General features: G+C 41.2%; 16 protein-coding genes. 11 read left to right on the plus strand and 5 right to left on the minus strand.

Going from position 1 to position 21310, the window contains the following annotated elements:
- Window positions 1–22: 22 nt before the first annotated feature.
- Both rsfS and argS read left to right on the plus strand, forming a co-directional pair.
- Entirely contained in the window at window positions 23–637 is a 615-nt protein-coding gene (rsfS, locus tag EMIN_RS08275; RefSeq protein ID WP_012415066.1) for a ribosome silencing factor, read from the plus strand.
- Window positions 638–639: 2 nt separating this feature from the next.
- Window positions 640–2238, plus strand: a complete 1599-nt coding sequence (gene argS, locus EMIN_RS04610) for an arginine--tRNA ligase (protein WP_012415067.1) — start codon at window positions 640–642, stop codon at window positions 2236–2238.
- Window positions 2239–2260: 22 nt separating this feature from the next.
- Here argS and EMIN_RS04615 read toward each other — a convergent pair whose 3' ends face one another.
- On the minus strand, window positions 2261–2452 hold the full coding sequence (locus tag EMIN_RS04615; protein WP_148204463.1) for a hypothetical protein: 192 nt from the start codon (window positions 2450–2452) through the stop codon (window positions 2261–2263).
- A gap of 154 nt (window positions 2453–2606) precedes the next feature.
- Between EMIN_RS04615 and EMIN_RS04620 the strand changes: the two genes are divergently transcribed.
- The 9 genes from EMIN_RS04620 to def all read left to right on the plus strand — a co-directional run bounded on the left by EMIN_RS04620 (window position 2607) and on the right by def (window position 16134).
- Window positions 2607–8666, plus strand: coding sequence for an alpha-2-macroglobulin family protein (locus EMIN_RS04620; protein ID WP_012415068.1), 6060 nt, complete (start codon window positions 2607–2609; stop codon window positions 8664–8666).
- A 56-nt stretch (window positions 8667–8722) separates the two neighbouring features.
- Complete coding sequence (locus EMIN_RS04625; protein WP_012415069.1) at window positions 8723–9637, plus strand: lysophospholipid acyltransferase family protein; 915 nt, start codon at window positions 8723–8725, stop codon at window positions 9635–9637.
- Entirely contained in the window at window positions 9630–10184 is a 555-nt protein-coding gene (locus EMIN_RS04630) for a D-glycero-alpha-D-manno-heptose-1,7-bisphosphate 7-phosphatase (RefSeq protein WP_012415070.1), read from the plus strand. Before EMIN_RS04625 ends, EMIN_RS04630 begins: the two co-directional genes overlap by 8 nt.
- Entirely contained in the window at window positions 10181–11293 is a 1113-nt protein-coding gene (locus EMIN_RS04635; RefSeq protein ID WP_012415071.1) for a DUF3108 domain-containing protein, read from the plus strand. The genes EMIN_RS04630 and EMIN_RS04635 overlap by 4 nt, the downstream gene beginning before the upstream one ends.
- 13 nt (window positions 11294–11306) lie before the next feature.
- Window positions 11307–12305 (plus strand): D-glycero-beta-D-manno-heptose-7-phosphate kinase, encoded by a 999-nt coding sequence (gene rfaE1, locus EMIN_RS04640; RefSeq protein WP_012415072.1) that lies wholly within the window; start codon window positions 11307–11309, stop codon window positions 12303–12305.
- Window positions 12306–12356: 51 nt separating this feature from the next.
- Window positions 12357–13094 (plus strand): 3-deoxy-manno-octulosonate cytidylyltransferase, encoded by a 738-nt coding sequence (gene kdsB, locus EMIN_RS04645; RefSeq protein ID WP_012415073.1) that lies wholly within the window; start codon window positions 12357–12359, stop codon window positions 13092–13094.
- A gap of 82 nt (window positions 13095–13176) precedes the next feature.
- On the plus strand, window positions 13177–14742 hold the full coding sequence (locus EMIN_RS04650) for a CTP synthase (RefSeq protein WP_012415074.1): 1566 nt from the start codon (window positions 13177–13179) through the stop codon (window positions 14740–14742).
- 140 nt (window positions 14743–14882) lie between these two features.
- Window positions 14883–15356 carry a methylated-DNA--[protein]-cysteine S-methyltransferase gene (locus tag EMIN_RS04655; protein ID WP_012415075.1) on the plus strand — a complete coding sequence of 158 codons (474 nt, stop codon included), beginning with the start codon at window positions 14883–14885 and terminating at the stop codon, window positions 15354–15356.
- A 247-nt stretch (window positions 15357–15603) separates the two neighbouring features.
- On the plus strand, window positions 15604–16134 hold the full coding sequence (gene def, locus EMIN_RS04660; protein WP_012415076.1) for a peptide deformylase: 531 nt from the start codon (window positions 15604–15606) through the stop codon (window positions 16132–16134).
- Between the two features lie 271 nt (window positions 16135–16405).
- Here def and EMIN_RS04665 read toward each other — a convergent pair whose 3' ends face one another.
- From EMIN_RS04665 to EMIN_RS04680, 4 genes are all read right to left on the minus strand, one after another.
- Window positions 16406–17698: an OmpP1/FadL family transporter gene (locus tag EMIN_RS04665; RefSeq protein ID WP_012415077.1), complete on the minus strand. Its 1293-nt coding sequence runs from the start codon at window positions 17696–17698 to the stop codon at window positions 16406–16408.
- A 268-nt stretch (window positions 17699–17966) separates the two neighbouring features.
- Complete coding sequence (locus EMIN_RS04670; protein WP_012415078.1) at window positions 17967–18596, minus strand: tetratricopeptide repeat protein; 630 nt, start codon at window positions 18594–18596, stop codon at window positions 17967–17969.
- A 126-nt stretch (window positions 18597–18722) separates the two neighbouring features.
- A complete protein-coding gene (locus EMIN_RS04675) occupies window positions 18723–19706 on the minus strand; it encodes a cation diffusion facilitator family transporter (RefSeq protein WP_012415079.1) in 984 nt (327 codons plus the stop codon).
- 118 nt (window positions 19707–19824) lie between these two features.
- Window positions 19825–21288 (minus strand): efflux transporter outer membrane subunit, encoded by a 1464-nt coding sequence (locus tag EMIN_RS04680; protein ID WP_012415080.1) that lies wholly within the window; start codon window positions 21286–21288, stop codon window positions 19825–19827.
- Window positions 21289–21310 lie beyond the last annotated feature (22 nt).

Here is a 21310-nt window from a genome sequence, read left to right on the forward strand (position 1 = left end):
AAAGTAAAGAAAGGGAGAATGTATGAATACAAAAGAATTAGTTTTTCTTACAGCTCGTTACGCTGATGAAAAAAAAGCCGAAAACGTTACAGTAATAGATTTGAAAGGGATGTCGTCCCTTTGTGATTATATTGTTTTGGCTACTGTTACCTCCCGCCCTCATTTAGAAGCCGTTGAACAGGAAGTGAGTACCAATTTAAAACAAGTTAATCTCTTTAAAACAAAGCGCGATGGCGGCGAATCAAACATGTGGCGCGTGTCGGACTACGGCGCGTTTATGCTTCACTTAATGACAAAAGAAGCCAGGGATTTTTATGCTTTAGACAAAATATTTAGCTTTGGCGAAGTTATTGACTGGCAGGAAAAGCCCCAAATTAAAGAAGTTAAAAAAACCGCCGCAAAAAAAGAAACTGCTAAAAAAACAACTGTCAAAAAAGCAGCAACAAAAAAAACGACCCAAAAAAAAGCCGCTGTTAAGAAAACTGCCGTAAAAAAGACAACGGCAAAAAAAGCGGCCGTAAAAAAAACCGTTAAAAAAGCAGCTCCTAAAAAAGCTGTAAAAAAAGCGGCTCCTAAAAAAGTTGTAAAAAAAGCGGCTGTAAAAAAAACTCCTAAGAAAACAACCAAAAAGAAATAACTATGTTAGATAATTTAAAAAAAGATATTGAAACCAAGCTTTTTAACGCTGAAGTTTTTGAAGGCGCTGTCTTACCTCCCGTAGATCTTACCCCCGCCCCCCCCCATACAGGGGCAGACATTTCTCTTACATGGGCAATGAGCGCGGCTAAAACATTAAAGAAAAATCCGCTTGAAATAGCCAAAGCCGCAGTAAAAGTAATCAGCGAGGTTACTTTTGTGGCATCGGCTTCTTACGCTGCTCCCGGTTTTATAAATATAATACTGGAAGATAGTTTTATCTCATCAAGCGCTTTAGACCGCAGGTTAAAGAACCGCAAAACCGCCGGTGAAAATAAAGAACGCGTTCTTATTGAATTTGTTTCGGCCAACCCTACAGGCCCTTTACACGTGGCAAGCGGCAGGGGCGCCAGCTTGGGCGACAGCCTTGTGCGCATATTTAACGCTTTAGGCATACAGTGCGATTCAGAATATTATGTAAACGATTCGGGCAACCAGGCCATGCTTTTAGGCGTTTCTTTAAAAGCGCGCGTTAACGGGCAAGAACCGCCCGAAAACGGGTATCACGGCTCATATCTTATAGAAATGGCCGACGAAATTAGAGAAATGTCCAAAGACTGGACAGAAGAACAGTTTTCCATATATGCTATTGAATATTTAATTAAAACGCATCAGCGCGACATGCAGGCTTTTAACGTTAATTTTACGCGTTGGTTTAGAGAGTCGGAACTTTACAAAGAAAGCCTACCCGCGAAGGCGTTGGACTTTTTAAAAGAAAAAGGGCTTGCTTATGAGGCTGACGGCGCTGTCTGGTTCGGCACGACAAAAGATAATGACGATAAAGACCGCGTTTTAGTACGCGCTGACGGTAGACCTACCTATTTTTTAGCCGATATCGCTTACCATAAAAATAAATATGACAGGGGTTTTACAACGCTTGTTGATATTTTAGGCGCCGACCACCACGGTTATGTTCCACGCATGAAAGCGGCTGTAAAAGCTTTAGGCGAGAACGAAGAATCTTTTGTTCCGATAATACACCAGCTTGTTCATTTAATCGAAGGGGGTGAAAAGGTTAAAATGTCCAAACGTTCCGGCAGGTTTATAACATTAAAAGAACTTACCGAAGAAGTTGGAGCTGACGCCTGCAGATTCTTATTCGCTTCCCGCACGCCCGACGCGCACATGAACTTTGACATTGATTTAGCAAAAAAAAGAACTAATGAAAACCCTGTTTTCTACGTGCAATACGTACACGCAAGGGCCGCTTCAATAGCCAGAATGGCAGAGCAAAAGCATTTACAACAGGCCGAAAACCTTGTTGATTTTAAATTGACTCCGCAAGAACGCACCCTTTTAATAAAAATACTGTGGTTTAAACACGCTTTAAAAAATTGCGTAAGAGATATGTCCCCCCATCATTTAACAACATATCTTATTGAGCTTGCGGGCAACTTCCACTCTTTTTACGACGCATGCAGAGTGGTTGACGAAGATAACCCCCAAACAACCGCGCACAGGCTGCTTATTTGCGACAGGGTAAGAGAGCGTATAAAAAAAGGTCTTGAATTTTTGGGCGTAAGCGCGCCCGAAGAAATGTAGTTTTAAGCCTTAAAAAATTAATTTAAAGCCCCGCACACTTGCGGGGCTTTTGCTTACGCAAAGCTAATTTACCTATTGATACGCCTTGCAGTGTTGCAAGGCTTTTGCTTACGCAAAGCCTCTGCCTTCGGCATAAACCTATTGATACGCCTTGCAGGGTTGCAAGGCTTTTGCTTTCAGCAAAGCCTCTGCCTTTGGCATTAATTGATTCCAAAACATCCAAATCCCAAAATCAAATAACAACTTTTACCCACAGGAGTTTAGCATTATTACAACCAAATAACCTTGTTTACAAGGCAAAAAATATATTAGCATGTATATATGTGTTTATACATGATAAATGTATACATTAAAAGGAGAAGGGATTTATGAAAAAATTAGCCGCGTTAGTTTCTATTTTAATGCTTACCGCATTTAGCGCCACGGCGCAAACTTTGGCAAGCGCAAATAAAAAATTTGAAAATGGACAATTCCAGGCCGCCCTTACCGAATACGAACAACTTATAAATAATTCGGATAAAAACACAGCCTATACGGCGCAGTTAAAAAGTGTGGCTTCCCTTTTAGGGCTTTTCCAATATGAAAACGCGGCAAAAAAAGCCTATTCCTTTTCCCTCCCCGAAGATAATATTTGGAAAGCCAGATTTTTACTTTTTAGGGCTTTTACGGGAACCCAGGTAATTAATAACTACGGCTTTGCCATGGATACGGACGAAATTCAAACCGAAACCGAGGACCTTGGCAAATTTACCCGCGACCAGTGGTTAAATAAAATAGGGCAAGATTATGATTTGCTTTGGTCTATAGCGCCTAAACTTATCAATGCCGCTATTGAGGATGAAAGCGACTTCATAAACACAAAAGATACCGATACAAAAAGAATACCCACCCTTTTAGACTTTGCCGTAACGCGCATTGAAGGTTTTGTATCTTTGCTTGACAGCGGATATTATCCTCTTGCAAAGGCAGAATTAAAAGCCAAAAATTTTATTGTTCAAAATTATTCCGGCAGAAATGTTACGGAATGGAACATTGAAAGGCTTGCCTCTGTTTATGAGGAAGCCTCCAAACTTGAAGGTAATTTAAGAAACGATGCCAGAGGCTTTTGGAAAGTACAAAGAATAATGATTCCTTTTGACCGGGATAGATCTTTTGACTTTAATGACAAGGACGCGACTGCTGAGGAGGCGGCTAAAATTTTAAGCGTTTGGGCGGGATTTACAAAAGAAGAAGAAGTAAAAACAAGTTTCTTTCAAAGGCTTTTCGGCTCCCAAAAAAGTAATTCTAAATTTACTCCTTACGCGCAGGCTTTTGCCGCCCACAACAGCGCAAACCTTTTTAACAGAATTAACCAATATGAACAAGCCCACGCCACAGCCTCTTATTGCGGCAATTTACAAGGCGGCGGCAGCTTTGCGGACCTGTGCAAACAACTTGTTAAAAACATAGAAGAGCCTGTTTTAGAAGTAACCCACTCCCCTATAGCGCCAGACCCCCAAAACATACAGTATAAACTTGATCTCCGTAACGTAAACACCGTTTACGCCAGAATATATAAAACCACGGAAGAGGAACTTAAAAGTTTTATAAAAAAAGATTCTTATTATTACCCAAACCAATCTTATGACCATTTAAGAAACTTAAAAAAACATGCTTTTGAAAAAGATGTTTTAAAGAAAATAATGTCTAAAAAACCCGTGCGTGAATTCCAGCAAAACGTAAAATATGATAAAAAATATTCTTTCTTAAGAGATGAGGTTTTTAACGCCCCCCAAATTGACGAAAAAGGTCTTTATATCACGCTTATCAGCCGTGATAAAAATTTTAATACGACAACGGCGCCCGTTCTCGCCGCTATATTAAATATTACGGACATTATGATGGCAGCAACAAGCGCGGTTGAGGGCAACCCCAATAATTTCTTATTTGACCTTACCGGCAAAGCAAAATCACCCGAGGCAAATATATTTAAAGTGTATACATTAAACCCCGTAACGGGCGAACCGCTTGATAATGTAACCGTAAAAGCGTTTTTGGACCACAATAACAGAGTTTCTAATCTTTCCGCCCTTACAAACGCCGAGGGCGTTACAAATTTTAAAGGAGTTATTTCACTCTCTAACTTTTATTCAAATAACTTTAGGCTTGATCCTATTGCCAGGAAAGGCAACTCGGTAGCTTATTTAAACAGCATGCCAAACTTGTCTTACAACCCGCCCGAACCGTTTGAAATTTTTGTTGAAACCGACCGCGGTATTTACCGCCCCGGGCAAAATGTTGAGGTTAAAGTAACCGTGCTTGAGCGCGTACCCAGAGGGTTTAAAACTTACTCAAGGCAAACAAAACCCACTATTGAATTAAGAAACGCAAACTATAAACAAATATCCAAAGCAACTCTTACTTTAAATGATTTCGGTTCAGCTTCTTACAAGTTTACATTGCCTAAAGAAGGGCTTTTAGGCAGTTACAGCATAATAGTTGATTTAAAGGACCCTGCCAGAAATACCTCCGGAAGCGCGTCTTTTAGCGTTGAGGAATATAAAAGACCTGAATTTGAGGTAACCATTGCCGAGCCTTCCGCCCCCTGGCTTTATGGGGAAAAGGCCGTCGTTAACGGTACGGCCAAATATTATTTTGGCGGCGGAGCGGCTGACGCTGCTGTTGAATACACGGTATACAGGCAAGATTATGTGCCCTATTTCTTCTGGTGGTTCAGATGGTACCAACCTTCGGCTAAAGAAGAAGTCGCCCACGGTTTGGTAAAAGCGGACAAGCAGGGTAATTTTAACTTTGACTTTATACCCCAGCCCAGAGACGCTAAAGACGAAAAAAGCAAATCATCGCGCTTTACGGTTGAGGTTGCGGTGCGTGACGAAGGCGGCAGAACAATAAGCGCAAGCCGCTCTTTCTTGGCTGCAAAGGAAAGAAATTTCTTTAAAATAGACCTTCCTACAGGTTTCGCTAATGAAAACACCCCTTACAAAGTAGATGTAAGCATGGTTGACATTAACGGCAACCCTTTAGAAGGCAGCGCGGAATTTGAAGTTTACGGTTTAGAAAATAAATTTGAGGAAAATTCCGTCTCATCCGGCAGGAGAAACAACAGCCCCTCCTTGGAAGAGGCTTACAAAAATGCTAAGGAAACGGCTAAAGTATTTTCCGTAGCTTTATCTTTTAATAAAGAAAAGCCAACAACGGCAACTATACCCGGCATGAAAGAAGGCGTTTATAAAATAAGGTTAAAAGATAAAAACGGCACGGCCGAGCAAAGCGTGATACTCTTAGTTGTATCGGCCAACCCCAAACTTGACCTGCCTTTAATTACCATAGCAGAACACAGTAAATATTATCCCGGTGAAACGGCAAGAATACTTTTCGGCTCGGGCAAAATTAAAAAAGCGAAATATGTTGAATTTTATAAAGACAGCTTTTTGCTGGCGCAAGACACGGTTAAAGAAGGCGGCGCAAGCATTTATAAAGTAAACATTATTAATAACCACAGAGGCGGCATAGCAATGCGCTGGTTTGCGGTAAGCGATTATCTGACTTTTACGGATGAAATAAATCTGTTAATCCCTAATAACGACAAAGAACTTACTTTAAAAATAAACCCGCCCAAAAGCGTACTGCCGGGGCAAAAGGTAACTTGGTCTATAGACGTTGCGGATTACCAAAAAAAGCCTGTCAACGCTGAAGCCACGGTTAAGGTGTATGACCGCTCGCTTGATTATTACCAAACAAATAATGAGCAGCTTACCCACGCTAATTTATATCCTGCCAGTTCTGACTCCGGATATTACTACCGAAGAGATATATCCAACTCCCAGTTCAATACTTACTTTGTAAACTTTTACACTCCTGAGTTTCTTGACAGGCGTTATATTTCAATAATGCCGCTGCCGCACTTCTTTGCGGAATATTCTTACAGGAATTATTCTTCCAGAAGTTTAGGCGGCTTGGAAATGAGAAAATCGTTCGCAAAAGCCAATATAGCCGAGGAGTCTGCCGCTGGTGAGTACATAGACGCAGTGATGGAAACATCCGCGGTTTATGATTCTGACCAAATGAACGCGGCCGCCCCTACCCAGGCTCCCGTAACAACAGGCGCCGCCGTTGAAATGGATAAAGAAGCAGGCCGTGTTGAGGCCAGGACAGATATGTCAGAAACAGCCTACTTCGGCCCGCATACAAAAATTACAAACGGTAAAGGCAAGGTAAGTTTTACAATGCCGCAACGGCTTACTTCTTGGAATATAGCGGTTAACGCCATTACTAAGGACGCTCTTTTAGGCACGGTAACAGCGCAAACCGTTACAAGAAAGGACCTTATGATACGCCTTGAAACGCCCAGATTTTTCAGAGAGCGTGATAAAGGCCAAATCAAAGGTATTATAACTAACGATACAAACAAAGACTTAATCGTTAATACAGTTTTATTAGTTAAAGAAGACGGGCAAAACGCCTACTCCGCACTTAATTTAGCAGACACAAGACAAACGGTTACGGTTAAAGCAAATTCACAAGCGTCTGTCATTTGGGAAGCCGCCGTGGCGGACGGCGCGCGCGTTCTCACACTTACGGCTACGGCAAGGGCGGGACAAGTTTCTGACGGCGAAGTAAAGGAACTTCCTATACTTCCCAGCAGAGAAAGGCTTGTTGACAGCAAAGTAACTGCCTTAAAAGAAGGCTCCAACACCATAACTTTAGACACTCTTAAAAAAGACGATCCCACAAGAGAGTATGACCTTATAGCCCTGCAGATTGACCCTAACCTGCTTCTACCCGTAATGAACAGTCTGCCCATGCTGGTGCAATACCCTTTTGAAAGTTTGTCGTCACTTACGGCAAAATATGTTCCGCTAGCGATTATCAACAACCTGTACCAAAAATACCCGGAACTTAAAAAAGCTGTAGCCGCTTTACCTAAGCGTGACTCAATTACACCCCCTTGGGAAAACGACAATCCTTCCAGGCAAATGGTTCTTGCGGAAACGCCTTGGATATTTGAGGCTGAAGGCAAAAAAATTACCTTTGGGCAAATAATAGATATGTTTGATTCCAAACTTGTCGCCAAGTATGAAGGCCAAATGGTTGAAAAGATTTCAAAATACCAAAATAAAGACGGCGGATTTTCCTGGTTCCAGGGCGGGGAGTCTAATATATTTATGACGCTTTACGTTTTAGACGGCCTTGCCGAAGCCGCCAACCAAGACGTTAAAGTACCTGAACAAATGACAAAAAACGCCATGCGGTTCGTAACGCAGACTATTGATGATTACATTAAAAACGTAAAGGACACGGGGGCTTCCCAAATAGTGGCAAGCTTGTACGCGTCTTATGTTTTAACATCTTTCCCAAAAGAATGGAAAGAAAGCAAAACCGCATTTGAAAAAGCCAAAGGCTGGATTGAGTACGCGTCAAAATATCCCCAGTTCATGACGCCTTTGGGCAAAATTTATGCGGCAAACGTTTATCATAGGTTGGGCGATAAAGCCAATTCGGATAAATATTTGGACATGGTGCTTGACGCGGTAAAAGTTGACGATACGGTAGGCGCCTATTTCCAACCTGAGGATAAATCCTGGTTATGGTATCACGACACTCTTGAAACACACGCTATTACGCTGCGCACTCTTTTAAAACTGCGCCCTGAAAATGAAAAATTAGCCGACGACATGACCAAATGGCTTCTTTTCAACAGGAAAGGCAACAATTGGGATTCAACCAAATCAACCGCCAGCGCTATATACTGCTTAGTTGATGTTATGAAAGCAAGAGGAGCGTTTGAATCAAAAACCGCTTATGAAGTTAAATGGGGCAATATAAAAGAAACAAAATCATTTGAACCCTTTGATTTCGTAAGCAAACCTTTAAGATATACGGTATTCGGAAGCGATGCGAACAGCACTTTCCTGGAAGCGTCCGTTAATAAAAAAGGTAAAACCGTTGACTTTGCCTCATTAACTGCGGTTTACTCAACAAACGCTAAGGTTGAGGAATCACCAAAAGGTTTATTAAACATAAGCAGGCAGTATTTCCTGCGTGAAAAAGAAGGGGCCGTTTATAAACTTAAACCTATAGCGGACGGAGGCGCCGTTAATGTGGGCGATGAAATTGAAGTGCAGCTTACAATAACAACAAGCAGCCAGTTTGAATTTGTTCATATTAAAGACCCCAGAGGCGCCGGCTTTGAAGCCGAAACGCTGCTCAGCGGCTGGCAATGGGATTTGCTGCGCCGCTACGAGGAACCTAGGGACAGTTTAACCAACTTCTTTGTGGACTGGCTGCCGCACGGTATTTATACGCTTAAATACAGAATGCGCCCCACAACGCCCGGTGTTTATAAAGTAGGCGCGGCGCAGATGCAAAGTTCTTTCGCGCCGGAATTCGCCGCGCACAGCGCGAATATGACAATAACGGTTAAATAACCAAGCTTTAAAAGCCCCGTTCCCAAAGGAACGGGGCTTTTTGATATAATATACATATGAAAATGAGCAAAAGAATATCTTTTCTACTCTCTTTTACCGTGCTTAAAGTATCAAGCTGGTTGTTCATTATCCTTCCCTTAAATTTGGGCTGTAAAATAGCTATGCTAGCCTGCGGCGTAGCGGCAAAAGTAATGAAAAAGCGCTTTGGCCTCAATATGCAAAACATAGCCCGCGTTTTCCCCGAAAAATCACCTGAAGAAGTTTATAGCATTTGCATGGACTCATGGAAAAATATGGGCAGGATAATGGTTGAGTTTATAAAAGCTTATAACATGAGTAAAGAAGAGCTTTCAGCGGTTACCGAATTTAAAAACTTCCACTATTTACAACACCAAATAGATATAGGCCAAGCGGCTATTATACACACGGGGCATTTTCCAAACTGGGAAATATTCGGCATATCCGTAAGCGCGCTAGGAATAAAAAAAGCCGTTATAGCACAAGGCCAAAAAAACCCATATATAAATAAAGAAATAACCAAAATGCGCTGCGCTTACGGCGGCACGGTTATAGATACGGACAATCCGTTTTTTGCCTGCGTAAAATGGCTTAAAAAAGGCAATCTTTTGGGCATTTTATCTGACCAAAACTCTTACAAAAGCGAGGTTTACCGTAAGTTCTTCGGCCGTTACTGCGCGTGTTCGCCTTTAACGCCGCTTTTATCTTTAAAACTGCAAATACCGGTAATACCCGTGAAATTATATAGGAAAAGCGGCAAATTTATTATAGAGTTTTTAGAACCCATCCAACCTGCTGAAAAATACTCGCAGGAAGAAGTTAACAAATTTATAGACGTTTTAAACAAATACTATGAAGATTGGATAAGGGAAAACCCCTCCGACTGGCTTTGGGCGCATAACAGATGGAAAAGAGAGCATAACGCCCCGCAATACAAGGCTGAACATGAATAAAAATAAAATAAAAGCCGTATTTTTAGACCGGGACGGCACTCTTATATACGAAAAACCGGGGGTATATCTTTCCTCCCCTGAAAAAGTGGTTTTGTATAAATCTTCTATGCCCGCGCTTAAATTATTAACTAAGCTCGGATATAAAATTTTTATAGTTTCAAACCAGTCGGGCATAGGCAGGGGTTATTTTACCTCCGAACAGGTTGATAAAGTGCATGAACATCTTAAAAAAATGATAAAACCTTATGTTATTGAGGATATAGTTTATTGCCCGCATGCCCCTTGGCAAACTTGCCTGTGCAGAAAGCCAAATCCGATTCTCGGGCAAAAACTCGCAAAAAAATATAATATAGATAGAAGCAAGTCTTTTATGATAGGGGACAAAAAGTCCGATGTCGACTTTGGCATAAATCTTGGCGCCGTTCCCGTATTAGTGCGCACTGCTAACGGTAATGCGCAAATCAAAAAATACGGTAAAAACATAAAAGCTGCAAAAATAGCGTCAAACCTTTTAGGCGCCGCAAAATATATAGAGAGCAAAACATGAAACACTTAATACCGTTGACAACGGTTGTCTTGGCAGTATTTTTAGTAGGCGGATGCACTTGTAACTGCAAACGCTCAGTCCCACTCCCCCCCGATAATGAAGAAGTTATCATAGAAGAAGTTATAATCTACGAATATAAAACGCCTGAAGAAATTTCCCAATCTCAAGAAGCAAACCAAACCGCTCACCCTGTAATCGGCGAACCCGCGCAGCAACAGCCCGGGGATGAAAAAAAACAGGATTTTACGCCCGCGTTTTCCTTAACTCCGTCAACAATAACGCCCAAAGGCAAAGCTGAGGAGTCGTCCAAAGAAACCGTTACCGAAGCTGCCGACCAGAACATACCCAAATCCTATATAAGGGACGGAAGGCACTTTCACCCTTGGGTAGGAAGAAAATTTATAAAAAACGGACAGGAGCTTCACCCCGCTTTATGGAGTAATGAAAAAATGAAATTCGGCGTACATTATGGTTTTGTGCGCGCGGGCACCGCCCATATTTCAACAAAAGGCGTGGTGGAAACGGACTTCGGCCCCGCTTACGTAATAGAAACTTTGGCCAACTCGGCAAAAGTAATTGACTCTGTTTTTAAAGTGCGCGACATTAACTATTCCTGGATTGAAGTTAACGGAAACTCATCTTTCGGCTATTCGCAAAGCCTGCGCGAAGGAAGATACGTAAGAGACGAGTGGATAACCTTTGACGCCAAAAATAAAATATTTAGCGGAGTGATGAAGAAAAAAGGCGACCCTAAATTCATTAAGGGCGAACTGCCCGGCGAAGTGCATGACATGTTAAGCTCTTTATATTTTGTGCGCGCGCAGGACTTCAGCAAAGGCAAAGATTTTATTTTTGATGTAGCCAACAGGGAAAAAGTATATCCTTTGGTGGTTAAATTCGTTAAAAAAGAAACCGTTAAAGTGCCCGCCGGCAAATTTAACTGCATTGTGGTTGAACCGCAGTTCAGGGGCGAAGGCATTTTTATACAACAGGGCAAAAGTTTAAAAGTGTGGATCACGGACGATGAACGCCGCATACCCGTAAAAATGGAGACTGAGGTTTTTATAGGCAATGTAAGCGCGTCTTTGGAAGAATATTCTAAAAATTAAACAGGTGTTATCTATGAATACAGTAAAAAAAGAAAATCTTAAAAAATTTTTAACCGCTTTTAACGGTAAAGAAATTATAGTGGTAGGCGATATTATGCTTGACCATTTTATAAAAGGAACCGTAAGCAGAATTTCACCCGAGGCCCCTGTGCCTGTAGTAAACGTAACAAAAGAGTACTATGTGGCCGGCGGCGCGGGAAACGTGGCCGTTAATTTAGCGGCCTTAGGCGCGAAAGCAACAATTTTATCAGTAGTTGGACAGGACAGGAGCGGTGAGGACCTTTCTAATTTCCTTTCCGGACAGGGTGTTGACACAAGCTTTGTGGTTTTAGACACTTCCCGCCCGACAACGCAAAAAATACGTATTTTAGCCGAAAACCAGCAGGTTGTGCGTTATGACAGGGAAAGCAAAAATCCCGTATCTTCCGATATCGGCAAAATATGTATGGAAAACTTTAAATTTTTAGCTAAAAAAGCTGATGGAGTAGTTATATCGGACTACGGCAAAGGCATGCTTTCGGAAGCGAACATTAAAGCTATTGTTGATATCTGCAACAAAAACAAGATACCCGTTTGCGTTGACCCTAAGATAGAAAACTTTAAAAAATATAAAAATATTACCTGTATGACGCCTAACACAAAAGAAGCTTTCGAAGGCATGGGCGTGGCACAGGTTTCTGATGAGAAAGTTCTTTTTGACCTTGGTAATAAAATATTAAAGACATTAAACGCCGTTTCCTTACTTATAACAAGGGGCGCGGAAGGTATGAGCCTGTTTGAAAAAGAAAAAGGCGGTAAGGTAAAGGTATCCTCCGTTAAAGCAACTGCGCGCGAAGTATTTGACGTTACGGGCGCGGGTGATACGGTTATATCCGTTTTAACGCTTGCCCTTGCGGCGAAAGCCAGTTTAAAAGAAGCGGCATCATTAGCTAATTACGCCGCGGGAATAGTTGTCGGCAAAGTAGGTACAGCCACGGTTACGCAGCAGGAAATTTTAAAAGTTCTTAAATAACTTTTACCGGTCTTAACGGCCGCTTATGATTTAATAAAATACAGGATAGTTATGGGCGACACAATTATTGTTATTCCCGCGAGGTACGGCTCTACCAGGCTTAAAGCCAAGGTATTGGAACAGCTTGACGGCAAAAGCATTGTTGAGCACGTTTGGCGCGCCGCTAAAGCGGCCGGCGAAGGCAAAGTTCTTATAGCCACAGAAAGTCCTGTAATCGTTGAGCACTGCGCCAAATTTGGCGCTCAAGCGGTGCTTACAAGCGAAGCCTGCCAAAGCGGAACAGACCGTATTTACGAAGCGGTTAAAAACGGCAGCGAAGATTACGTGCTAAACTTACAGGGCGACGAGCCTTTTGTCAAGCCGCAAACTATTAAAGGCGTTATAAAATTATTAAAAAAAGATTCCAAAATAGATATAGCCACAGCCTGTTACCCTACGTTTAATGACGATATTTACAAAAATCCCAATGCCGTAAAAGCGGTGCTTACAAAAGATATGCGCGCGCTTTATTTTTCCCGTTCGGCAATTCCTTATAAAAGAGAACTGACTGAAGAAACTAAAAAAGCGCCCTATTATATACACTGCGGCATTTACGGTTATAAAAAAACCGCGCTTGAACGCTTTGTAAACCTGCCGCCATCTAATTTAGAAAAACTTGAAAAGCTTGAGCAACTGCGCGCTTTGGAAGACGGCATGGTTATTAAATCAATTTTAATTGAAGCTGCAGGGCCCGCTATCGATACTGCGGAAGATTTAAACGAAGCAAGAAAATATATAAGAAACAACTAAAACCGCGTTTTTTAAAACCTGTATTTTATAATACGGATAAAAACGTTTGTATATTTTTATTAAAAATTACAAGGAGAGAAGTATGTCAAAGTTCATTTTTGTTACGGGCGGAGTAGTAAGTTCTTTAGGTAAAGGCATTGCGGGCGCTAGTTTAGGCAAACTTTTGCAGCTTAACGGTTTTAAAGTAAACATGATTAAGTGCGATCCATATTTAAACGTGGACCCGGGTAATATGAGCCCTTTTCAGCACGGAGAGGTATTTGTTACCGTTGACGGCGCGGAAACTGATTTAGACCTTGGCTACTATGAAAGATTTTTAGGCGTGCCCACAACAAGGGCTAACACCAACACCGCGGGCGGCATTTATCTAACGGTTTTAGACAGGGAAAGAAAAGGCCTTTACAACGGCCTTACAGTGCAGGTAATTCCGCATATAACGGACGAAATAAAAAAACGCTTTACCGCTTTTGAAAAAGATTATGACGTTACCATAATTGAAATAGGCGGCACTGTGGGCGATATTGAAAGTTTGCCCTTTATTGAAGCGGCCAGGCAGCTTAAGCTTGAACGCCCCAATAAAGTTTTATCCGTACATCTAACTTTAATTCCCTACATCAAAAGCTCTGACGAACTGAAAACAAAACCTACCCAGCACTCCGTTATTAAACTGCGCGAGCTGGGCATTAACCCCGACATGCTTTTTTGCCGTACGGACAGGCCTCTTTCAGACTCTATAAAGCAAAAAATATCGCTTTTCTGTTCGGTTCCCAAAGAAGCTGTTATAGAAGCCAGCGATAAAGAGTCTATTTATCTGGTGCCTGAAAACTTTTACAAACAAAACGCCGATAAACAGATAATGAAAATGCTAGGCCTTAAACCCAAACAAAAGTTTGACGCCACATGGTTTAACTTTATTAACAAAAACCTTGAACATAAAGAAACGGTTGATATCGCCATGGTAGGCAAATATTCGGACCTTAAAGACGCTTACAAATCCGTTAACGAATCATTATTTTTATCAGGCATGAGCAATAAAGTAAACGTTAATATCATTTACGTTAACGCCGAGAAGGATAATATTAAAGAAAAACTTGCCAATGTACACGGTATTTTAATACCCGGAGGTTTCGGCCCCAGAGGTATGGAAGGCAAAATTGAAGCCGTTAAAATAGCGAGAGAATCACATAAACCGTTACTCGGCCTTTGTGTGGGCATGCAGTGCATTTTCCTTGAAAGCGCCAGAAGAGCCGGGCTTAAAGACGCGGACTCTGCCGAATTTAATACCAAAACAAAAAATCCTGTCATTACTTTAATGGAAAAATATAAAGAAGACAGACCGCGCTGCGGCAACGCCAAAGTAGAAATTGAAGACGGCAGCAAAGCTTTTGAAGTTTACGGCACAAACAATATTGAGGAACGCCACCGCCACAGATACGCTTTAAACACAAAATATGTTGACGTTTTGGAAAAAGCAGGCCTTAAGATAAGCGGCTGGTCAGACGAGATTGCCGAAATTGTAGAGCTTCCTACCCACCCCTTCTTTATCGGAGTGCAGTATCACCCTGAGTTTGGCTCACGCCCTATGCACCCTCATCCGCTGTTTAGGGATTTTATTAAAGAAGCAAAAAAACAAAAAAATAAAAAATAATTTAAAAGGCCCCTGTAAAAAGGGGCCTTTTTTAACACTTTTATAACAGGCTTATTAACAGGCGCAAGGCATTTGGCTTTCTTTTTAAAAAGGCCAATATTTTTAGCAGACTTTTTATATAATGTCTAAAAGGAGATTTTATGTCCACAAAATATTTTTTATCTTTTAAAACGCCTGTAGGTATACTTGAGTTAACCTCAAATGACACCGCTTTAATAGGAATATACTTCACAAAAACGGTAAAAGAAAGCAAAACGCTGCCGCCAATATTAAAAAGCGCTAAAAAACAGCTGCTTGAATATTTTGACGGAAAAAGAAAGGATTTTGATTTACTATTGGACTTTGGAGCAGGAATTTCCCCCTTCCGTCTTAAAGCATGGAAAGAAATGGCTAAAATACCTTTCGGCAAAACTTATACTTACGGGCAGTTAGCAGCCAAAGCGGGTAACGCAAAAGCATCACGCGCGGCGGGCGGAGCATGTAATAAAAACCCTTTTATGATTGTGGTTCCTTGCCACCGGGTTTTGGGCTCCAACGGCAGTCTTACGGGTTATGCGGGCGGGCTTAACGTAAAAAAATTCCTGCTTGATTTAGAAGGCATTTCTTATAAATAGCGTTCAAAACTATAAAATTTAAATTAAAACACCCCGGACTCACACCCGGGGTTTCTTTTGTTTCAAAACTTCGTTTTGTGATTTCACCCAACAACAAACAGCAACGCCTCCACAACAGCAAGGCGGAGGGTTTGTGAAATCAGGAGGGTGCCCAACCCCGACTTACGCAGCGGGTATTCCATACTCTCATAATTAAATAAATATTAACCCGATAGCGGTTAATACTTATTTTTGATAAAATATATATATGGCAGTCAGAAGAATAGTTAAATACGGCGAAGATATTTTAAGGCAAAAACTAAAACCTGTTGATTTTAAGACTTTAGAACCGCAGCTTGACGCCATTTTGCAAGATATGCACGATACCTGCATGTCTTTCCAAGGGGCGGGGCTTTCAGCCAACCAAATAGGGCTTACGCACCGCATAGCCATGATTTTCATACCCGAAAAAACCCCAAAAGGCGAGGCTCAAAAATTTAAAAGATATGTTGTAATTAACCCTGTTATAGTATCAAAAAAAGGCTGCGTTACCGATGAGGAAGGGTGCCTTTCACTTCCCGGCTTATGGGTGGAAATTGAAAGGGCCGAAAGTATTGTTGTACACTGTTTAAACGAAAAAGGGCTTCCCGTAGAAATACACGCCAAAGGTTTTTTAGCAAAAGCCTTGCAGCATGAAATTGACCATTTAGACGGCAAAATATTTATTGACCACGCCGACCCGAAATTAAAACCTGAAATTAAAAAAGAACTTAAAAAACTTTCAAAAAACTGGTCATAAATTTTTTATAAACCATTAAAAATTTTAAAACGTCTTGCAAACACGCAAGGCGTTTTCTTTAATATTCCCTACTTCTCCCGGCAAGCAAGGGATAACCGTCTGTCTTAAAGCGCTGCTTTAGCCCGCCGTCACAATAACTAAATTTTCGCGGCAACAATGCTAAAATTCGTAGCGGAAGGCTTTTATATCCGCGTCACGCAGTAAGAGAGAGGGTGCACTGTTGAGAAAAGCAAAAGCCCCGCAGATTAGCGGGGCTTTTAAGCTTTAACAATTATATAACTCTGTTACTTAAGGGGCCGTTTCCAAAAGCGTATTTAAAGGATAAGCCTATCATGTGGCTTGAAGCGTCTTCATACTTAAACACTGTATTTCCTTTTTCCACGTTTCTGCCGGAAAGGTCGCTTATTAAAACATATGAATAAGAAACGTCTATACCCATTCTTTCAGATACGTTATACCCCGCGCCGACGCTGAAGATATTTCTGTCATCTGCAGGAACAAGAGTATCCATATACTTTTTATTAATAGGGGACTTATCGAAAACATAACCCGCCCTTAAATCCCATGTGGGATTTAAAGAGTATTCAACGCCAAAACCTATGCGGAAAACATCTTTATAATTTTTGTTTTCGTTTAAATACGGAGGATTACCCGGCCCGCCCGGCGACTGGCTAAGGTCGTCATAATCAATTTTTAATTGGCTGTAAGAACTCCAAAAAATGCCCATAATGTTGGCTTCCATGGTAAGTTTATTTGTAGGAGTAAAAGACAAACCGAAGGCCAACTGGTCAGGCAGCGTAAGTGCGGCGGAGGCGTTACCGTCAAAAGATATAGCGGGAGGAAGCGCCAAGCCTGGGGTTTTTACCCTGCCGGTGGCTACGTGCCTTGTTTTTGTTCTGTAAGTTAAAGCCGCAGCCCATTTTTCGGCCCAGCCGGGGTTATACAAAACGCCAAAATTTCCGCCCCATGTCGTGGAATTACCGGAAATATCCATTTTTGCGCCGCCGACAAGGTGTTTCCTTTCCTGAAAATCAAGAAACATAACCTCAAGACCCATAGCGAAAGACAAGTCATCCGTTACTTTAACCGCTAAATTGGGGTTAAAGGAATAAGTCATTAAGTCTACCGTATAAGCTTCCCTTAAAACGGTGCCCATTGACCATGTTTCATAATCTTTATATCTGCCGCCAAGGCCATATCTCGGAAAAAAACCTAAACCGAAAAAAACATCTTCCCTTAACTGTTGAGTAAGAAAGAAAGCGGGAAGGTAGAATGCGCCTGTTTCCAAATCTCTTTTTTCGGTTCCTATGGTTGTGGAACCGGATACAATAACTGCCGTTATGCCTGTTTGAAGCTGTGTGCCTTCAAGCTGGGTGATAAGCGCAGGATTAGTGGCTATTGAAGCGGGCTCCGCCTTGTTGGCCATAACCGCGCCGCCCATGGCATTGCCTCTTGCGCTAAACTCATAAAGAGCAAAACCCGCTGAATCCGCCATGCTGGCAAAAACAAACGGGCATATTACAAATACTGCTTTTAACAACTTAAACATATTACTTTTTATCATAAGTCTCCTTTGTATTCAAAAGACACATCATACAGTTATGCTTAACTGTACTTTTAAATTATACCTTTTTTGAAATAAGGCAATTTATTTTATTTTTAATTACGAACATTCTTAATAAAACTAACTTTTGCAAACAGGGTTTTAATACGCTAATTGCCAAGATTACAATGCCTTAGCGTATTTTCGAAAGCAAAATCCCCAAAGAAAAAACCCCGCCCAAAAATCCGCGAAAGCGGTTATTTGGGCGGGGTTTTAAATGTAAATAAAATTATTTATTTAATTCTTTTAATTTATTTTTAGCAAACGCAGCGAAATAAGTATTAGGAAAACGTGATTCTATTATCTTATAGTCAGCCGCGGCGGCTTCTTTTTTACCCGCCAGCTCCTGGCTGAGCGCCTTTGTAAGATATACCTGAGCAATAGCGTAGTGCTGCGGATTTTTATTTATAAAATCTTCGGCGGTTAGAATGCTTGCCTCATAATCTTTATTTGCCTGATAAGCGGCGGCTAAAGAAATTTGCGCTACGTGGGCAAGTTCTTTATTTTTACCTTCGGCTACTTTTTTATAAAGAGAAACCGCCTCCGGGTAATTGCCTTGTTCATAGTTATAATCACCCATATAATAGGCGGCGTATAAAGCCGCGTTTGTTTTGGGATATTTTTCCGTAACAGCGGTTAAATTTTCAGGCTCGCCGAAAAGAATAGCCATAGTCAGCTCTTTCCAAGAATCTTCCTTAATTTTGCTTTGCCTGTATTCATAAGCGAAAAATCCGCCGATAAAAATAACAATTATAAGCACACCTGCAATTATTATTGTCCTGTGCGCCTGAAAAAATTTAATGAGCCTAACAACAAGCCCTGTTACATAATCATGTTCGTGATGAGTTTTGTTTGTCATATGAAAATTATATCATATTGGTTTTTTGAGATAAATATACATTATTAACGGATTTAGGCTTTTCCGAACCCATATCAAAACGGGCCCCCAACTAAAAGGGCCCGCTTTTAAATTTTAAAAACACTTCTAATTACATCTGCCGTTGCAGCTGTTTTTATGCTCACAAGATTCTATTTGTATTGTTACATGCTCTATACTTGCGTTATCCGCTATTATTTTACGGGCTTCTTCTAAAACTAAGTCCCTGTCGGCGTCTTCGCTTACTGTAATGTGCGCCGTCAGTACCAAAAAACCCGAAGATATTGACCAAACATGCATATCATGGGCGTCAACAACGCCCTTAATGACACATACGGAGGATTTTAAAGCTTCTATATTAATATGCCCGGGAGCGCCTTCTAAAAGGATATTAACCGTTTCGGCAAAAATTTTCCACGCGCTGTATAAAATAAGAAACGCCACTATAACGCTTATAATCGGGTCAGCTATATACCAGCCGAAAAAATAAATTAACGCAGCGGCTATTATAACGCCTACAGAGCCTAAAATATCGCCCAACACGTGTAAAAGAGCGCCTTTTACGTTAATATTATCCTTAATTTCCCTTCTTCTTAAAATCATAAGAACCGCTATATTAACCAAAAGCCCTATAACGGCGATTATAAACATATATCCGCTTAATATAGGGGCGGGGTTTTGTATTCTTACTACAGCCTCTTTTAAAATAAAAACAGCTATTAAAAATATTGTGATAGCATTAAAAAAAGCGGCCAACACTTCAAACCTTCTGTAGCCGTAAGTTTTTGTTTTGGTTGCCGCACGCTGCCCCGCTATAACAGCTGTTAAACTAAGGCCTAAGGCAAACGCGTCGCTAAACATGTGCCCCGCGTCCGAAAGCAAGGCAAGACTGCCCGAAATAAGCCCGCCGGCAAGCTCAACAACCATAAAAATTATTATTAAAATAAAACTTATAAGCAACGCTTTTTTGCTTGCGCCCGCACCATGGTCGTGATGGCGGTGCCCGTGCTCGTGGAGAGCATGCGCGTGATGTCCTTGTTTATGCCCGTGTGAACAGGCACAGACATGTAAATGTTCTTCTTTTTTAGTCATATAATAAAAACCATCCTCTTTTATTATTATAAAAATATATCATGAATTACGCAAAAAAATAACGACTCTTTAATAAAACGCCGTTATTATATTTTGGTTTAAAGTTTATAAAAACTGTTTATTTTTTTATTTCTTTATCTGTATCTTCGGCGGGCTCTTTTTCTACTTCAGGTTTAGCGTCTGAAGGCTCTTCCCCGGGGGCGTGGTCGTACCTTAAACCGCCGCCTAATGTTTTACAAATATCTACTATAAAATAAAGTTGGTTTCTTAAAGTAAGCGAAAGATCAATATCAGCGTCAAGCGCCCTTCTCTGAATTTCCAGTAAATCCGTAAGCGTTATCTTTTTAGACAAATAGCTTTTTCTTGCCAAAGTAACGCTTCTGTTAAGCGTTACTACTTCCCGCTCGCGCGTAGCAAGAATTTCATGGTTTATATTGTTTGAAGTAATTGCGTCATAAGTTTCCTTAAAAGCTTTTTGCACCGTTAATTCATACGTTGAAACCAGTATTCTTTGTTGCGCCTGCAGTTCTTCAAGTTTAAATCTGTTTCTGCCGCCCTGAAATATCGGCCCTGTTATAATGCCCGCGAAGTTCCATGTGCCTCCGGAGAAAAGCCTTTTCATCGACTCGCTTACCAAAACAGTGGCCGTAGTAAGCGATATGCTGGGAAAGAACCCCGCTCTTATAACGCCTATGTTGGCGCCCGCTTCATAAAGGTCCATTTCCGCCACGCGTATATCGGGCCTGTTATGCAGAATGCTTGAAGGCACCTGCGAAAGCATTTTTTCAACAACAGCCATTTTTTCTAAAGGCCTTTCACGCGGTATGCTTTCTTCTATAATCTCACGGGCGGAACCGCCTATTAAAGTTGAAAGGGCTGTTTCATTGGCCGACAACGCAATTCTGTACTCAAGATAAATTGCCTTCATATTGTCTTTTTCCGCTTCCAAACGCCTGAGAGAAAGTTCCGTTGAAGCGTTTTTTAAAAATTTTGATTTATGAAGCGCGATATTATCATCTTTATCTTTTATTGCGGCGTCTATCTTAGCCAAAATAGAATCATACGCCAAAATAGTAAAATAAGTTTTTGCTACGTCCGCCGTGATAGTAAGACGCACAACGTCTTTTTGCGCTTCTCTGGAAAGAAGGCGAGCCTTCATAGCCGCCTGTAAGTTTCTTTGCCTGCCCCATAAGTCAATTTCATAGGAAGCGCCTACGCCTGCGGAAAACCTGTTGTTTGTTCTAACCCTGTACCCGCCCGAACGCATGCCGCCCACGTTAAAACCTATTTGAGGCATTGAGTTGGCGGAAATAATGCCCGCCTCCGCCCTGGCCATATTAACGCGCTCAAAAGCTATAACTAAATTTTTATTATATTCAAGGGCGGTTTCTTCAAGCATGTTGAGGGTGGGATCTTCAAAAATTTCCCACCATTTTTCATTGTCAAAAACGCTGTAATCTTCTATTTTATACTGATTGGGCAAATCAGTTTCGGGCAGCTTATTTTTAGCTGCAAAGTTGCACCCCGCCGCTAATAAAAAAAGTAAAATAAAAATCTTTTTTAAAACAAAATTTATATTCATTCTTAACCTTAGATAAAACGTA

The organism is Elusimicrobium minutum Pei191 (assembly GCF_000020145.1).
Lineage (GTDB): Bacteria > Elusimicrobiota > Elusimicrobia > Elusimicrobiales > Elusimicrobiaceae > Elusimicrobium > Elusimicrobium minutum.

Bases quoted from the DNA above. Each gene is read 5' to 3' on its own strand.
- rsfS (WP_012415066.1), top strand. From the start codon at position 23: ATGAATACAAAAGAATTAGTTTTTCTTACAGCTCGTTACGCTGATGAA.
- argS (WP_012415067.1), top strand. From the start codon at position 640: ATGTTAGATAATTTAAAAAAAGATATTGAAACCAAGCTTTTTAACGCT.
- EMIN_RS04620 (WP_012415068.1), top strand. From the start codon at position 2,607: ATGAAAAAATTAGCCGCGTTAGTTTCTATTTTAATGCTTACCGCATTT.
- EMIN_RS04625 (WP_012415069.1), top strand. From the start codon at position 8,723: ATGAAAATGAGCAAAAGAATATCTTTTCTACTCTCTTTTACCGTGCTT.
- EMIN_RS04630 (WP_012415070.1), top strand. From the start codon at position 9,630: ATGAATAAAAATAAAATAAAAGCCGTATTTTTAGACCGGGACGGCACT.
- EMIN_RS04635 (WP_012415071.1), top strand. From the start codon at position 10,181: ATGAAACACTTAATACCGTTGACAACGGTTGTCTTGGCAGTATTTTTA.
- rfaE1 (WP_012415072.1), top strand. From the start codon at position 11,307: ATGAATACAGTAAAAAAAGAAAATCTTAAAAAATTTTTAACCGCTTTT.
- kdsB (WP_012415073.1), top strand. From the start codon at position 12,357: ATGGGCGACACAATTATTGTTATTCCCGCGAGGTACGGCTCTACCAGG.
- EMIN_RS04650 (WP_012415074.1), top strand. From the start codon at position 13,177: ATGTCAAAGTTCATTTTTGTTACGGGCGGAGTAGTAAGTTCTTTAGGT.
- EMIN_RS04655 (WP_012415075.1), top strand. From the start codon at position 14,883: ATGTCCACAAAATATTTTTTATCTTTTAAAACGCCTGTAGGTATACTT.
- def (WP_012415076.1), top strand. From the start codon at position 15,604: ATGGCAGTCAGAAGAATAGTTAAATACGGCGAAGATATTTTAAGGCAA.
- EMIN_RS04665 (WP_012415077.1), bottom strand. From the start codon at position 17,698: ATGATAAAAAGTAATATGTTTAAGTTGTTAAAAGCAGTATTTGTAATA.
- EMIN_RS04670 (WP_012415078.1), bottom strand. From the start codon at position 18,596: ATGACAAACAAAACTCATCACGAACATGATTATGTAACAGGGCTTGTT.
- EMIN_RS04675 (WP_012415079.1), bottom strand. From the start codon at position 19,706: ATGACTAAAAAAGAAGAACATTTACATGTCTGTGCCTGTTCACACGGG.
- EMIN_RS04680 (WP_012415080.1), bottom strand. From the start codon at position 21,288: ATGAATATAAATTTTGTTTTAAAAAAGATTTTTATTTTACTTTTTTTA.